Here is a 13783-nt window from a genome sequence, read left to right as displayed (position 1 = left end):
ATGATTGCAGAGCGAAGTCCGGCTAACACCTGGATTGTGGATGATGATAGTATTTACGTTTACGGCCTAAAAAAATTAATAAGCATAAAGGAACTGAATACCCAATTAAGCCATTTTGTAAATGGAGAAGAAGCCATTTGCGCATTGAAAAAAGCAAACGAAGACCATAACCTACCCGATGTAATATTACTGGATATTAATATGCCGGTTATGGATGGATGGGAGTTTATGCATGAATTTGCGAAAATAAAACCCCGAACGGGGAAAAAGATCGCTGTTTATATGGTGAGTTCATCAGTTGATCTTAACGATATCCACCGGGCTAAAAATATTTCTGAAGTTTCTGACTATCTGTTCAAACCTGTAAGAATAAATCAGTTAAAAGAGGTTTTTGACAACGTTTAACTGCAAGTGAACGAGCAAGTAAAAAAATACGGAACCTAAAAGGCTCCGTATTTATTATTGCTTCATCAATACCGAAGTAGAAATAAAGTATTGGGAGGTATCTTTAAATGTAAGCTGAACTTTTCCGCCTACATTGCTCACCACGCCGTATGAAACAGATTTATTAGACAAAGTAAACTTTATCCGGTTACCGCTTTGCACCCAGGAACCTGACGCAGATGCCCCCTTTTGCCCTATAATAGTGTAACTATTATCAGTCCGTGAAACATAACAATCTTCAGCGCCTACGTAAGCGGCTGTCCATGTGCCATCACCTTTCAGGTTAGTTTGGTTATCACTTATGCATGGAGATACAGCGTTTGTATAGGTATCTGAGTGACCGGTGGTGATGTTTATATTCGTTTCTGATATCAGCGAATACTTACCTGCATAAGCATTTACAGGTTCACCCTTTTCTTTTTTGCAGGCATTACCCGCAAGTAATGCTACTGTGGCCAGGCTTAAAAAATATATTTGTTTTTTCATAAACGCAGGAAACAACCGTATGCTATTATTCAATATAGCTTTCCAGTATTTTAAAACCGCCCGTTGTTTCCAACTCAACTTTATCAATGCTTTTTGGTAACAGGATACATTCGCCCATTTTAACCGCGTATGCCTGATTGTTATATTTTACAGTATAACCGCCTTCAACACAAACATGGATCACAAATGAATCAAGTGCCGAATAGTCTTTCGATGTACTTTCGTCAAAATCGAGTACATTGGTAGTAAAATAAGGGCAGGTAACCAGTTTTACAGTGTCGTTCTTTTTAGGTTCGTATTGGGTTTTATATTCGGGATAATGCTTGTAATCAATAGCGGCAAGAGCTTCTTCGGTATGTAACTCGCGTTTATTGCCTTTATCATCAACACGGTCAAAATCGTAAATACGGTAAGTAATATCAGATGTTTGCTGAATTTCGGCAATCAATAAACCTTTGCCAATAGTATGCACCCTGCCTGCGGGTAAAAAGAAAACATCATCAGCTACTGCATCCTCTTTGTTAAGGATATCCATGATATGACCGCTGTTTAAAGCATCGACATATTTTTGCTCGGTCATTTCCTGGTTAAAACCGGTAATCAGTGTCGAGCCCGGATCGGCTTCAATGATATACCACATTTCGGTTTTACCAAATGAGTTATGGCGTACTTTGGCCAACTTGTCATCAGGGTGTACCTGTACCGAAAGATCATCATTGGCATCAATAAATTTCACCAATAACGGGAAGATGTTGCCAAAGTGATCATAAACCTTTTTACCAACCAGCTCATCTTTGTATTGCTCTAATAAGTCGGCCAGTGATTCACCTTCCAAAGCGCCCGAAGCTACAACCGAAACATCAGATTTTACGCCTGATATTTCCCAGGTTTCGCCGCAGTTGGGCAGGCTGCCAAAATCTTTATGCAAATAGGTTTTTATTTTTTGACCGCCCCATATCTTGTCTTTATATATGGTTTTAAATTTTAATGGATATAATGCCGACATAGTGTTATGTATTTTTGCCCGCTAAGTTAGGAGTTAAATAGAAAATTGAAAATGCTAAATTGGTTTACTCACCTTATTGCAACAAAAAAGCCCATACTATAATGTATGAGCTTTCTCTTATTTAAATCGCTGGCAATTATTTGCCTAAGCGTTTTTTCAGGTTTTCGTCAATTGCAGCCAAAAACTCCTCGGTGTACAGGTAATCGGTACCATGCTCCACTTTTGGTTTAATGGTGATGGCCAAATCTTTGGTCATTTTGCCGCTTTCAACGGTTTCAATACAAACTTCTTCCAAAGCCTTGCAGAAATTGATCAATTCTGTGTTCTTATCCAAGATGCCACGGAATTCCAAACCTCTTGTCCAAGCAAAAATAGATGCAATTGGATTTGTCGAGGTTGGCTTACCGGCCTGGTGATCACGATAGTGACGGGTTACAGTACCATGGGCAGCTTCAGCTTCCATTACAGTACCATCAGGAGTAACCAGGGTTGAAGTCATTAAACCTAATGAACCAAAACCTTGTGCTACAGTATCTGACTGTACGTCGCCATCATAGTTTTTACAAGCCCAAACAAAGTTACCGTTCCATTTAAGGGCCGATGCAACCATGTCGTCAATTAAGCGGTGCTCATACGTGATACCGGCTGCTTCAAACTTTTGTTTGTAATCATTTTGATAGATCTCTTCAAAAATATCTTTGAAGCGGCCATCATATTTTTTAAGAATGGTATTTTTGGTTGAAAGGTATAAAGGCCAGCCTTTCATCAAAGCCTGGTTAAAGCAGGCATGCGCAAATCCTTTGATAGACTCATCGGTATTGTACATCGTCAATGCAACACCATCACCTTTAAAGTTAAATACCTCGTATGATTGCTCGGGGCCGCCATCTTCAGGAGTAAACTTAACGGTTAATTTACCTTTGCCTTTGGTTAAGAAATCGGTAGCACGGTACTGATCGCCAAACGCGTGACGACCAATACAGATAGGCGCTGTCCAGTTAGGTACCAGGCGGGGTACATTGGACATAACAATAGGCTCACGAAAAACAGTACCATCCAATATGTTACGGATAGTACCGTTTGGCGATTTCCACATTTGTTTTAACCCAAACTCTTTCACCCTTGCTTCGTCGGGAGTAATAGTAGCACATTTAATACCAACGCCGTATTGCTTAATTGCGTTAGCTGCGTCAATAGTTACCTGGTCGTCGGTTTGGTCGCGGTACTCTATACCCAGATCGTAATATTTAATATCAAGATCAAGGTACGGGGTAATCAATTTGTCTTTAATGAATTTCCAGATTATTCGGGTCATTTCATCGCCATCCAGTTCAACTACCGGATTCTCTACTTTTATTTTTGACATGCCTGATGTGGTTTTTGTTATACAAACGGCCCAAATATATAAAATTGACTTTATCAATTTTATCAAATAACGCAATGAAAAATTATAGATTTCGTTATAATGACAATTATTAGTACCGGCATTGTTGTTTTTATAAACTTTGGTGCTATTTTTATAAAATAAAACGCTTACCATAAAACAAGCTCCTTTTATACAGGTGCTGCCGTTTATTTATGATAAAATCCATACTAAAAGCCTCCATTATAATCCTGCTGTGTTCTGTATCTTTTTTAGCCGAAGCCCAAATAGGCTTTGATTATGCACAATATGACGTTGGCTTTGCCGCGGGCATCAACCAGGCCAGTTCTACCGATGTGCAAACCCTAAAAACAACACCTTCCATAAATCTTAACTTTACTTACAATCAAAGCCCGTTTGTAAATTATGTATTTAATGTGGAGGTAGGCCGTTTAAAAGGCGGTTCGCCGGCTACAAGTACACAAAGGCAATTTGAAAACCATTTCAGTGCTTACTCTTTCAGGGTGCAGGTACAGGCAGGCGAATTAATTGACTACTCGAGAAGTGCTGTAGCCAATGCTTTTAAAAACCTTTACCTGTCATCGGGCTTAGGATACATTAATAATAATGTTGTAGACAGAACACAAGATGCGCTTTTATTAGAGCAGGGCCTGGAATTACCATACGAACGCAAAACAAATGAAATATTTATACCACTAAGGCTGGGTTATGAGTTTAAGCTGTTTAACAGTTACAACCAGCCTGCAGTTAAAATTGACCTGGGTTACCAATACAATTTTATTATGGGCGATAATCTTGACGCTTACGTTGCCGGCGCGCATAACGATGCGTACTCGCAGGTTACTTTAGGTTTTAAATTTGCCATTGGTGGTGTTACATCTTACCGGAAACAGATCCATTATTAAGCTTAGGCTAAATCTTTTTTTGGTTGATTTGCTTTTTGGCAGGATTTTTACTGCGTATATTTATATAATAAAAGCACAAACCTATGAACAACGATCAAATAGACGATGCAGGTTTCAATGATGATCTGCCTGATCGCGACGAAAACCTAAAAGATGAACTGGGCGAAACCATTGATAAGGAGGACCTAAGTTATAACCCGGACGATAATAGCTACGAATACGATGTTAAAAGCGATGACCCGGATTATGACCATCCCGATCCGTATCATACTGCCGCAAAAAACGGCGAGGATTTTAACTCCACCTATGACGAGGCAAACCCTTACGATGTAGACGGCGAATTTGACGAAGACCGTTCGCTTGAAACCGATGTAGATGAATTGGGAATGCACATTGACAACGGAGAAAGCGTTGAGATTGATCCGGTTGATGCCGCCCTTTCTCACACTCCCGAAGACGACCGGGACGACCTTGACGAAGAAGGATACCCCAAAAATGATAGGGAACCCCTGAGATAATTTATTAACTGCTGAGTTGTGGATTTTTAATCAAGTTCACTGCTCAGCATTTAAAACCCGGTTAATCAAAATCAAGATTAAACCGGCTCTTCAACTCCAGCAGCTGCGGGTTGCGGGCTGCCATATGCTGAAACTTTTCGGGCGCGGTATAAGGCTTACGTACTACCTTTTGTTCATCAACCCTGGCGTTTACCTCGATAGTAAAATTTTTAAGTGCACTGCGCAGGTAATTCAGCAAAACGGGCTTTTCATCCCTGAAAATGTTTTCCTGCACCATATTGCCTACTATTACTTCAAAAACATAGGGCTTTAGCATGCGCGGCGCGCCCGCTGTAAGAACGGTTAGCAAAGTTTTTTTACCCTCTTTTTTTGCGAATGCAGCAAAATCGCTCCAGCATTGCAAAAAGGCGTCCATAGTAAAATCCTCTTTATCCTCTCCTTTTAAATATGGGTCCTCTTCTTCAAGTAATTCTTCCTGCGTTTTAACTTCACCGGTTAATGAAGGGGTGAGCGTACTTCGCGAAGGCATTACTATCTTAGGCTTTTCAGCAGGCGATGTTATTGTTTCTTTTACCTGTACAGATGGCGTTACAACCTCTTTTGGTGGGGCACTGTATACCGGTGCGGCTTCGCTCACCATAGATACAGCAGGGCTTGCCTGCGCTCCGTTAACAGGCGCTACTGTTGAGGTATCAGGTTTTTTTTTTAGTCCCCCGTCGGTCGCGGAAGTTACAGTGAGCGGTGTGGTTGCCAGGTTAAATACCGATGGCAGGTGGCACATCTTGAGTAATGCCAGTTCAACCTGGAGCCGTTGATTTTTGCTGAGCTTATAACTAATATCGCACTGGTTGGCAATATTCATGGCCGAGAGCAAAAACGACACCGATGCCTGCTGCGATTGCTGCAGGTATTTTGTTTTAATGCCTTCACTCACCTCAAGCAACTTTAGTGTCGATTGATCTTTCCCCACCAACAGATTTCTGAAATGTTCAGAAAGCCCGGCTATAAAATGAGCGCCATCGAACCCGCGCGAAAGGATCTCATCAAAAAACAATAATACTTTAGCGGTATCTTCCTTAAGCAGGCTCCCGGTTATATTAAAGTAGTAATCGTAATCAAGTATGTTCAGGTTATCAATAACCGAGCGATAGGTTACCTTCCCCCCCGAAAAACTCACGATCTGATCAAACATCGAAAGCGCGTCGCGCAAACCGCCATCGGCTTTCTGGGCTATGATATGCAGGCCGTCGGGCTCATAACCTATGCTTTCCTTGCCGGCAATTGATGCCAGGTGGTTGGCCATATCCTCAACCCTGATGCGGTTAAAATCAAAGATCTGGCAGCGCGAAAGAATGGTTGGCAGGATCTTATGCTTTTCGGTAGTAGCCAATATAAATATGGCATAATGAGGTGGCTCCTCAAGTGTTTTCAGGAACGCGTTAAAAGCGGCCTGCGACAGCATGTGCACCTCATCAATAATATAAACCTTGTAACGTGCCGCCTGGGGCGGGATCCGTACCTGTTCAATCAAACTGCGGATATCATCAACAGAATTGTTTGAAGCAGCATCAAGCTCATGAACATTAAAAGAATTTCCGTTTTCAAAAGCCTTGCATGAAGCGCATTCGCCGCAGGCTTCGCCATTGGGCTGCAAATTGGTACAATTAATGGTTTTAGCCAGGATCCGCGCGCAGGTAGTTTTGCCCACACCACGTGGACCACAGAACAAAAATGCCTGTGCCAGCTGGTTATTTTTTATAGCATTTTTGAGCGTATTGGTTATATGTTGCTGACCAACAACGGTTTCAAAAGTAGCCGGGCGATACTTACGGGCCGAAACAATGAAATTATCCACAAGTGCTAAGGTAGTGAGAAATTAGATTTGGTGAAAGAGCGGCTTTGCTAATTTTTTTACACATAGGCATCCATAACAATTATTACAAAAAGGTTTTTGAAACTTTCATGACAACACCAAAGGAATTGTACAATAACCCGCCCCTATCGTAACCTATATTGTAACCTATGTTGTAGCCCTTATTAAGCGGCCTGATACCCTCAAGATAAGCGGAAAACTGGTTAACCTGCTTAAACACACCGTATAAGCCCGGAGTTACAACATTACCTCCCGAGCCCATAAAGCTATTGTTACCTGTGCTATAGTTACCTTTATTTATTGAATACGACAGTTTAGCTGTATAAAACCATTTATATAAATAAAGCTGTGATGCAGCGTGAAACACTGTAACCCTGTTATTGATAAAATATTCGTTCGGTGAAGATGGTAGATTATCCCGGCCTTCCTGCCTGGTTGTAATAAATGGCGAGCCGAGACCAACATCCTTATATGACCAGCCTTGCGCATACTCATAATTATTATAATAATTTTCATATCCCGAATTTGTTCGTTTGGCATTAAGCCCGCCAGCCTGGTTAGCAGTATACAATACCTCAAAAACTACTTTTTTCCAATAAAAATCCCCTTCGCCGGTTTTGTTTTTTGTTATACTTAAGCCATTTAGCCCATCGGCAATGTTTGCAAGCGACGAAAGCGCTCCTTTATCGTACAAATTTTGACGGTAAAGCAAAATATTAACATCATCAAACCGATATTCTGCACCTATATCCAATGAGCCTAAATGATTGCCCACTTTAGAATGATGATAAACCTGCCCTATCAATACATGCCATAACGTTTCTGACCCGGTTAAGCGGTAATTAGGAAAAATATCCTTTTCATCTCCCCAAACCACTTCATGGCTAAACCCAAGTTGCAACTTAAAACGCCAGTCGGGCATACCAATGCGGGTATAAAACCAATTTTCAAGATAATATGCTTTTGAATTATTGACCTGCGCATGTGCATAAGATATATCAACATTACCTATGTAACCCACTGCCAGGTTAGCTTTAACAGCAAATAACTTACTTAAAACAGGTATACTATAATACTGCGGTACGCCTATTGAAATTTTGGGTACGCCCAACGCATTACCCGAAACTGAAAATGACCCGGAAGAAAGGCTTGAATCGGCGAGACCGACAACATCTTTCGACCTACCTGCACGCAATTCAAAAACGCCGGCATGGGCTTTCACCAAACCTTCAATCAACGCAAACCGGGCGGAATTGCCAATATTGCCCCGTCCCTCAAATGAAAAACCCCAGCCAAAGGTTTTTGTTGTATCATAATCTTTCCGAATTTTTCCGATTAAGCTACCGGACCCACCCGATAACGGAATACTGCCAAACTGATTTGCCCTTAACCAAAATGGCACCGAATTATTGGTAGTGGCAATGCCCTGGGCCTCCAGGCTAATATGCACATCCTGATTTTGTGCTTTTGCTAAAAAAAAAGATAATAATATCGGCAATAAGACGACTAATTTTTTCATAACAGACAGTTTCGGCTAACGATTAATTTCAAATAACGAAAAATGATAATTTATTAAAAATAATATTGTTTTTTTATTAAAATCACATTTATAATACTATTACTAATACAAAAACAATTGTAATGTAGCAAATAAATTATATCATTCGCATTTTAACTTGAAATTAAATTTAACTATATGTTTAACCATATGAGATTCAGGTAGAAAAAAATTAAATCATGGAGAAAAAAATAGACACAAAAGAATATGCGCTATGATTGTTACGCAATTTTGTTTTAACTCAATTTGGGAAACAAATTGCCCTGATCACCTTTTAAGGCAACAACGAAAAATAAACGGAATAAGCAAAAAGGAACTTAATATGTCGCGGTCAAACAAACAAGACTTAACACATAATATATTAAATATCATCATCAGGCAAATGATCATCATCTTCGGGGTCGGGCTCATCAATACTGCCATCAACCTGTATTTCATGCAGATCTTCTTTATCCTCAAGGATATCATCAAAATCTTCATCTTCCTGGTCGTCCCAGTCGCCTTCAAGGGGATCATCCCCTCCGCCATACATTAAGATCTCATCGAAAGTAAGCGGATTGCTTGTTCCTTTTTCGGCTTGAATAGTTGCGGGTTGCATAGCTTATGAGTTTTTAAGTAAAACCATAAGCTATGCCATAAGTTTTAGAAAAAATTTTGTTTTTATCAACACAATTTCTCCCTTGTTTACAGAATATCTATCGATACTATTTCCTTTACAGTATAATACCCCTTGGCTTGCGGCAGATACACTTCCATATCCTTCCAGGTTATCTGGAGTTTTTTACCGGCAAGTTTAGCCGGTGAAGCATCTATAAATTTCTCAGACCCGGAAAACTGCCTGAGCCAGATAAATGATTTTTCGGCCGCTGCCTTATCTGTTATAACAATATAATTAAATCCCTTTGTATCAATCCGTTTAAATACGCCGGTAGTAACCTGGGTACCGGTATCCTCAGCATCGCCATCCTTTCCCATTTTCATGGCCAGTTGCATAAAAGATCCGCATTTTTGCTTCATCAGGTTTTTACCGATCTCCACGCCTACTTTACTCATTGCCGGTTCATCGGTTACCTCAACATTTTGCTCTTTGGCTACATCCATCAGCAAGTCGGCATGGTTTTCAAAACACTTTTCAAAAGCATCATTGGCAGCCTGTTTGGTAGATATCTTTGCCACGTCAATTTTGGACAGTTCCTTGCAAAGCGAATCAAGCAGGCGTTGTTGCGCGGGCCCTATTGTTTGTGCTTTTATTGCGCTGGTTGTTGTTAAAAAAAATGCGATAAAAAGGAGCAGGTTCTTTTTCATAATAATAATTTGACTGCTAATATAGCGCTGCCGGGCTAATTTGCTGTTATACACGTAGCATTTCATCTAAAAACATTTGATTGTTTCAATAATTACCTCTACATTTGCAGCCCCGTTATAGCGGGTAAATAATTAAAAATCAAGTATAATGCAACAGTACGAAATCGTGATCGTTCTAACCCCGTTGCTTTCAGAAGAGACTGCTAAAGAGGCAAATGCCAAATACAGCAAAATTCTTACTGATGGCGGAGCCGAAATTGTCCAGGAGGATAATTGGGGTTTGAGAAAATTAGCGTACCCAATCCAAAAGAAAACTACAGGGTACTATCACTTAACTGAATTTAAGGCTCCGGGTGAATTAATTAACAAATTGGAGATAGAGTTAAGGCGCGATGAGCGTGTTTTGCGTTTCCTGACCATTGCTTTGGATAAACATGCCATTGCTTACAATGACAAAAAACGCAGTGGTGCTTTTAACAAAAAACCAGCAGCTAAAGCAGAGGAGGCAGCAAACTAATGGCTAACGAACAAATTAAATACGTTACCGCTCCAAAAGTGGAGGATAACCGTAAAAAATACTGCCGTTTCAAAAAGAACGGTATCAAGTATATTGATTACAAAGACGCAAACTTTTTATTAAAGTTCATTAACGACCAAGGTAAAGTATTACCACGCCGTTTAACCGGTACTTCATTAAAGTTTCAGCGTAAAGTGGCACAGGCTGTTAAACGCGCACGTCACATCGGTTTATTACCTTACGTTACAGATTCATTAAAATAATAGGAGATTTAAGAAATGGAAGTTATTTTAAAACAAGATGTAAAAAACCTGGGTGATAAAGACGATATCGTAAATGTGAAACCAGGTTATGGCCGTAACTACCTTTTACCAAAAGGCTACGCCATATTAGCTACTGAAAGCGCACGTAAAGTTTTAGCCGAAAACCTTAAACAAGCTCAATTTAAGCAAGAAAAAATCCGCAAGGATGCTGATGCTATTGCAGCACGTTTAGAAGGTGTTAAACTTAACATTGGTGCTAAAGCCGGCGAAACAGGCAAAATCTTCGGTGCTATCAACACTATCCAAATTGCTGATGCATTGAAAAAAGAAGGTTTTGAAGTTGACCGTCGTCGTATCACTTTTGACCAGGAGCCAAAATTTGTTGGTGAATACGTAGCCAACATCAACCTGCACAAAGAAGTTAAAGTACAGGTTCCGTTTGCAGTAGTAGCGGAATAATTATATTTCGGAATTCGGAGTTTCGATTTCGGATTTTTGGAAAAAATTTAGAATTTTAGAGGGTGTTTTGCTAAAGCAAAGCACCCTCTTCTTTTATCAGGAAATATTTTATAACAGTGTTTAAATTCTTCGGCAAAAACAACCAAAAATCAACGTCGGGCAAACGGAATTCAAAATCGGATTCAAAGTTTTATGGCATCCCTAAATTGATATTCAGGATTTTTAAACTGATATTCATCTTGTTTTTTGGTTTAAGCCTTTTGGGTGTAATTGGTTACCGTTTTATAAACCCTCCTTTTACCTGGTTAATGATCGAACGCGGCTTCCAGCGTAAATCGGCAGGTAAGGAATGGAAGATAGATAAAAAATGGAAAGATTTTGACGAGATCTCCGACAATATGAAACGCGCCGCCGTTGCTGCCGAAGACCAGACTTTTTTAGAGCACCACGGCTTCGATTTTAACGCCATCGAAAAAGCCATCGAAAAAAATTCGCACAGCAAAAAACTAATTGGCGGCAGTACCATATCACAGCAGGTAGCCAAAAATGTTTTCCTTTGGGAAGGCCGTTCCATACTCCGTAAAGGTATCGAAGCTTATTTTACCATATTGATAGAAACCTTTTGGAGCAAAAAACGCATCATGGAGGTTTACCTGAACGAGATTGAAATGGGCGATGGCATATACGGTGTTGAGGCTGCTTCGCAGGCTTATTTTCACAAACCGGCCTCCGATTTAACCCGGCAGGAAGCTGCTGCCATAGCGGTGATTTTCCCAAGCCCGCTGAAATGGTCGGCTACCAACCCTACCAAATATTTAAGGCACAGGCAATACCTCATTATGAAAAATATGAAAAGGCTGGGGCCGCTGGATTTTTAGCCCCCTGTCCCACTAAAGGGGGAATGAAAATTCCTTTCCTGGTATTTCTTTTTTATTCCAGCAACGCTGTAACCTTTTGTAAATTAAGACTATCTTAATTTATATAACCACACGCCATGTTGAAACAAAGTATCAATATCAGCCTCTGCCTGCTTGCTTTTATCTTTTTCGCAAACGTTGCTGCCGCACAAGTTAAAAGCGATACCCCCGCCCCTTTTACGGACAAAGACATGGTGCAATGGGACTATCACTCAACAGTTATTGGCGAAGATTATACCATCTATGTACACTTCCCTCCGGGATACGATACCACCAAAACAAAATACCCGGTATTATATATGACCGATGGCGACTGGAACATGACCGTTGCCATGAACTGCTTCAACATGCTCCGGCAAGATTATGAAACCACTGAAGCACTCATTGTAGGCATTGGTTACGGCAGCCGCCCAAACCAGCGCAGCCGCGATCTGAACCCCACAACCGGTGGACCAAAGTTCATATCATTTATTGAGCGGGAAGTAATTCCTTTTATACAAAGCAAGTATCGTGTAACCGATAATAAAGCCTTATATGGCTATTCCTTTGGAGGCATGTTCACTATTATGGTATTGTTTGAGCACCCCAACCTGTTTAACATAATCTTTATTGGGGCGCCTGGTAATAGCGGCAGTGAGCTGATCCCTTCGGCTAAGAAATATTTTGTCAATAATCATGACATTAACTGCAGGGTATTTTTAGGTGTAGGTTCTTTTGAGCTCTTAACCAGCAAAAATATTCAGGATTTTAAAATCTACATGGAAAACCAGCATTGTAAAGGGCTTGATATTGCTACTGCAATCACCCCAAATGCAGGTCACGGCGCAGCCCTGGCACAAGTAATGCAAAACGCTATAAAATTTGCCTATTGCAAACAGCATAAGGCTATTGATATACCTGCAAAGCAACTGGAACAATATGCAGGTAATTACCTGATAGCAGGCGATGAAAAAAACAAATTCAAGACTTATGTTGCTGAAGGCAAACTATACTTCGTCCAAAATGATGCAATACCTATGGTAATTGTACCATATGCAAAAGCGTCGTTCTTTATGTACGAAAATGAACGGGCCGATATTACTTTCCATACAGAAGGCAACAAAATGTACATGGTTTTCAGCTTTCCAAATGAAAAACCAACCCGGCTCGATAAAATAAACTAAACCTATTCTGCACCGTCCAGCAGCGCAGTTAAATCTGGGTGATACACGGGAGTTAAGAACTCGGTGACGGTAAATTCAGCAAGTTTATGCTTGTAAAACGGATCTTCAGTAATGATCTTCTCTATTTGCTCCCTTGAGCTTGCAAAGGCCAGGATCACCCCACCGGTGCGCGGCACCTTAGGCCCCCAAACAACAAATATCTTTTCATCATAATATTTATTAAGATGCTTCAGATGGACCTCCATATAAGCATCAATCTCTTCAAGAGGGGCGATATACTTAAGATCGATGAAAAACATAAGCGTTAAGTTTTAATATTCGGTATTTGGAATTTATTTGTACTTCCAATGTCTTGATTTACCTTCTGTAAGCCATTCGGCGGCAGTTTCCATACGCTTAAGGCGGGTGGCCTCGGTTTTGGCCTCGGTTATCCATTCAATATACTCCTTTTTCTGCGAGTAGCTAAACTGGTTAAGGTTTAGCCAGGCTTGCGGATGGGCTTCTAAAAATTTCACGAAGTAGTCCGGTATAACCAACTCGTCGCGTTGGGCGGCCGACTTCTTTTGGGAAGCCGGCCTGGGTTTATTATCTTCATTTAGGGCCATCGCCTGCTGTATAAACTCAATAAGTACTTCCTTTGGAGGAAGGTCATCAATACTGGTCAGGCGACCGAAGCTACCTGCAGCCTTATCGGCCAGGCTCAATATCTTTTGTGGGTCGTATAATAACGATGCCTTCCAAAAACCAAATGCGCAATGTTGTTTAAAAGCGGCCATATTGCAAACCACACCTTTGTAATCAAAAAAAGGCATGCTCCATTTCATGGTTTCAATTATCATAGGCGAGGCTTCATGCACCACAGCTCTCAGATAGTTTAAAATTGGCTTTGCAAATTCGGGCGATTTTTCGATGTAGGTATCAATCCGGTTATCGTAATGTTCCATAATTAAAGTTAGCGATTACAACAACTCCGGCAAAATGGATT

The 13783-nt window shown here is 40.6% G+C and carries 17 protein-coding genes; 8 read left to right on the top strand and 9 right to left on the bottom strand.

Annotated features, from left to right (window positions below; translation table 11 throughout):
- On the top strand, positions 1 to 405 hold the full coding sequence (locus J3L18_RS00665) for a response regulator (RefSeq protein WP_090528481.1): 405 nt from the start codon (positions 1 to 3) through the stop codon (positions 403 to 405).
- Positions 406 to 459: 54 nt separating this feature from the next.
- Here the strand turns inward: J3L18_RS00665 and J3L18_RS00660 are convergent, their stop codons facing one another.
- The 3 genes from J3L18_RS00660 to J3L18_RS00650 form a co-directional block, all read right to left on the bottom strand.
- Positions 460 to 930, bottom strand: a complete 471-nt coding sequence (locus J3L18_RS00660; protein ID WP_112657779.1) for a hypothetical protein — start codon at positions 928 to 930, stop codon at positions 460 to 462.
- Positions 931 to 955: 25 nt separating this feature from the next.
- Positions 956 to 1936 carry a type I phosphomannose isomerase catalytic subunit gene (locus J3L18_RS00655; protein WP_129571869.1) on the bottom strand — a complete coding sequence of 327 codons (981 nt, stop codon included), beginning with the start codon at positions 1934 to 1936 and terminating at the stop codon, positions 956 to 958.
- Positions 1937 to 2072: 136 nt separating this feature from the next.
- A complete protein-coding gene (locus J3L18_RS00650; RefSeq protein ID WP_090529643.1) occupies positions 2073 to 3302 on the bottom strand; it encodes an NADP-dependent isocitrate dehydrogenase in 1230 nt (409 codons plus the stop codon).
- A gap of 212 nt (positions 3303 to 3514) precedes the next feature.
- Between J3L18_RS00650 and J3L18_RS00645 the strand changes: the two genes are divergently transcribed.
- The gene (locus J3L18_RS00645) at positions 3515 to 4225 is read left to right on the top strand and encodes a hypothetical protein (RefSeq protein WP_129571868.1); all 711 of its coding nucleotides are present in this window, start codon (positions 3515 to 3517) and stop codon (positions 4223 to 4225) included.
- 83 nt (positions 4226 to 4308) lie between these two features.
- A complete protein-coding gene (locus J3L18_RS00640; protein WP_129571867.1) occupies positions 4309 to 4743 on the top strand; it encodes a hypothetical protein in 435 nt (144 codons plus the stop codon).
- Positions 4744 to 4804: 61 nt separating this feature from the next.
- Here J3L18_RS00640 and J3L18_RS00635 read toward each other — a convergent pair whose 3' ends face one another.
- The 4 genes from J3L18_RS00635 to J3L18_RS00620 all read right to left on the bottom strand — a co-directional run bounded on the left by J3L18_RS00635 (position 4805) and on the right by J3L18_RS00620 (position 9479).
- Positions 4805 to 6598, bottom strand: a complete 1794-nt coding sequence (locus tag J3L18_RS00635) for a DNA polymerase III subunit gamma/tau (protein ID WP_129571866.1) — start codon at positions 6596 to 6598, stop codon at positions 4805 to 4807.
- An 82-nt stretch (positions 6599 to 6680) separates the two neighbouring features.
- Positions 6681 to 8135 (bottom strand): capsule assembly Wzi family protein, encoded by a 1455-nt coding sequence (locus tag J3L18_RS00630; protein ID WP_129571865.1) that lies wholly within the window; start codon positions 8133 to 8135, stop codon positions 6681 to 6683.
- A 400-nt stretch (positions 8136 to 8535) separates the two neighbouring features.
- Positions 8536 to 8772, bottom strand: coding sequence for a hypothetical protein (locus J3L18_RS00625; protein WP_129571864.1), 237 nt, complete (start codon positions 8770 to 8772; stop codon positions 8536 to 8538).
- An 86-nt stretch (positions 8773 to 8858) separates the two neighbouring features.
- On the bottom strand, positions 8859 to 9479 hold the full coding sequence (locus tag J3L18_RS00620) for a hypothetical protein (RefSeq protein WP_129571863.1): 621 nt from the start codon (positions 9477 to 9479) through the stop codon (positions 8859 to 8861).
- A gap of 148 nt (positions 9480 to 9627) precedes the next feature.
- On the opposite strand from J3L18_RS00620, the gene rpsF reads away from it, so the two are divergent.
- The 5 genes from rpsF to J3L18_RS00595 all read left to right on the top strand — a co-directional run bounded on the left by rpsF (position 9628) and on the right by J3L18_RS00595 (position 12798).
- Entirely contained in the window at positions 9628 to 9996 is a 369-nt protein-coding gene (gene rpsF / locus J3L18_RS00615) for a 30S ribosomal protein S6 (RefSeq protein ID WP_090528512.1), read from the top strand.
- Positions 9996 to 10259, top strand: a complete 264-nt coding sequence (gene rpsR, locus J3L18_RS00610; protein ID WP_022833472.1) for a 30S ribosomal protein S18 — start codon at positions 9996 to 9998, stop codon at positions 10257 to 10259. Before rpsF ends, rpsR begins: the two co-directional genes overlap by 1 nt.
- A gap of 15 nt (positions 10260 to 10274) precedes the next feature.
- Positions 10275 to 10718 carry a 50S ribosomal protein L9 gene (gene rplI / locus J3L18_RS00605; protein ID WP_091166691.1) on the top strand — a complete coding sequence of 148 codons (444 nt, stop codon included), beginning with the start codon at positions 10275 to 10277 and terminating at the stop codon, positions 10716 to 10718.
- A 206-nt stretch (positions 10719 to 10924) separates the two neighbouring features.
- On the top strand, positions 10925 to 11596 hold the full coding sequence (gene mtgA, locus J3L18_RS00600; protein ID WP_218117281.1) for a monofunctional biosynthetic peptidoglycan transglycosylase: 672 nt from the start codon (positions 10925 to 10927) through the stop codon (positions 11594 to 11596).
- Between the two features lie 116 nt (positions 11597 to 11712).
- On the top strand, positions 11713 to 12798 hold the full coding sequence (locus J3L18_RS00595; protein WP_129571862.1) for an alpha/beta hydrolase: 1086 nt from the start codon (positions 11713 to 11715) through the stop codon (positions 12796 to 12798).
- A 2-nt stretch (positions 12799 to 12800) separates the two neighbouring features.
- On the opposite strand, the gene J3L18_RS00590 is transcribed toward J3L18_RS00595, so the two are convergent.
- Positions 12801 to 13097, bottom strand: coding sequence for a YciI family protein (locus J3L18_RS00590; RefSeq protein ID WP_129571861.1), 297 nt, complete (start codon positions 13095 to 13097; stop codon positions 12801 to 12803).
- A 33-nt stretch (positions 13098 to 13130) separates the two neighbouring features.
- Positions 13131 to 13742, bottom strand: coding sequence for a YdeI/OmpD-associated family protein (locus J3L18_RS00585; protein WP_129571860.1), 612 nt, complete (start codon positions 13740 to 13742; stop codon positions 13131 to 13133).
- Positions 13743 to 13783: the final 41 nt, after the last annotated feature.

Source organism: Mucilaginibacter gossypii (assembly GCF_017569325.2).
GTDB lineage: Bacteria > Bacteroidota > Bacteroidia > Sphingobacteriales > Sphingobacteriaceae > Mucilaginibacter > Mucilaginibacter gossypii.
The sequence above is the reverse complement of the archived record's forward strand: the minus strand, read 5'-3'. Positions and strand labels throughout refer to the sequence as shown.

Excerpts from the sequence above, each read along its gene's own strand:
- J3L18_RS00665 (WP_090528481.1), top strand. The coding sequence starts at position 1 with ATGATTGCAGAGCGAAGTCCGGCTAACACCTGGATTGTGGATGATGAT.
- J3L18_RS00660 (WP_112657779.1), bottom strand. The coding sequence starts at position 930 with ATGAAAAAACAAATATATTTTTTAAGCCTGGCCACAGTAGCATTACTT.
- J3L18_RS00655 (WP_129571869.1), bottom strand. The coding sequence starts at position 1,936 with ATGTCGGCATTATATCCATTAAAATTTAAAACCATATATAAAGACAAG.
- J3L18_RS00650 (WP_090529643.1), bottom strand. The coding sequence starts at position 3,302 with ATGTCAAAAATAAAAGTAGAGAATCCGGTAGTTGAACTGGATGGCGAT.
- J3L18_RS00645 (WP_129571868.1), top strand. The coding sequence starts at position 3,515 with ATGATAAAATCCATACTAAAAGCCTCCATTATAATCCTGCTGTGTTCT.
- J3L18_RS00640 (WP_129571867.1), top strand. The coding sequence starts at position 4,309 with ATGAACAACGATCAAATAGACGATGCAGGTTTCAATGATGATCTGCCT.
- J3L18_RS00630 (WP_129571865.1), bottom strand. The coding sequence starts at position 8,135 with ATGAAAAAATTAGTCGTCTTATTGCCGATATTATTATCTTTTTTTTTA.
- J3L18_RS00625 (WP_129571864.1), bottom strand. The coding sequence starts at position 8,772 with ATGCAACCCGCAACTATTCAAGCCGAAAAAGGAACAAGCAATCCGCTT.
- J3L18_RS00620 (WP_129571863.1), bottom strand. The coding sequence starts at position 9,479 with ATGAAAAAGAACCTGCTCCTTTTTATCGCATTTTTTTTAACAACAACC.
- rpsF (WP_090528512.1), top strand. The coding sequence starts at position 9,628 with ATGCAACAGTACGAAATCGTGATCGTTCTAACCCCGTTGCTTTCAGAA.
- rpsR (WP_022833472.1), top strand. The coding sequence starts at position 9,996 with ATGGCTAACGAACAAATTAAATACGTTACCGCTCCAAAAGTGGAGGAT.
- rplI (WP_091166691.1), top strand. The coding sequence starts at position 10,275 with ATGGAAGTTATTTTAAAACAAGATGTAAAAAACCTGGGTGATAAAGAC.
- J3L18_RS00595 (WP_129571862.1), top strand. The coding sequence starts at position 11,713 with ATGTTGAAACAAAGTATCAATATCAGCCTCTGCCTGCTTGCTTTTATC.
- J3L18_RS00590 (WP_129571861.1), bottom strand. The coding sequence starts at position 13,097 with ATGTTTTTCATCGATCTTAAGTATATCGCCCCTCTTGAAGAGATTGAT.
- J3L18_RS00585 (WP_129571860.1), bottom strand. The coding sequence starts at position 13,742 with ATGGAACATTACGATAACCGGATTGATACCTACATCGAAAAATCGCCC.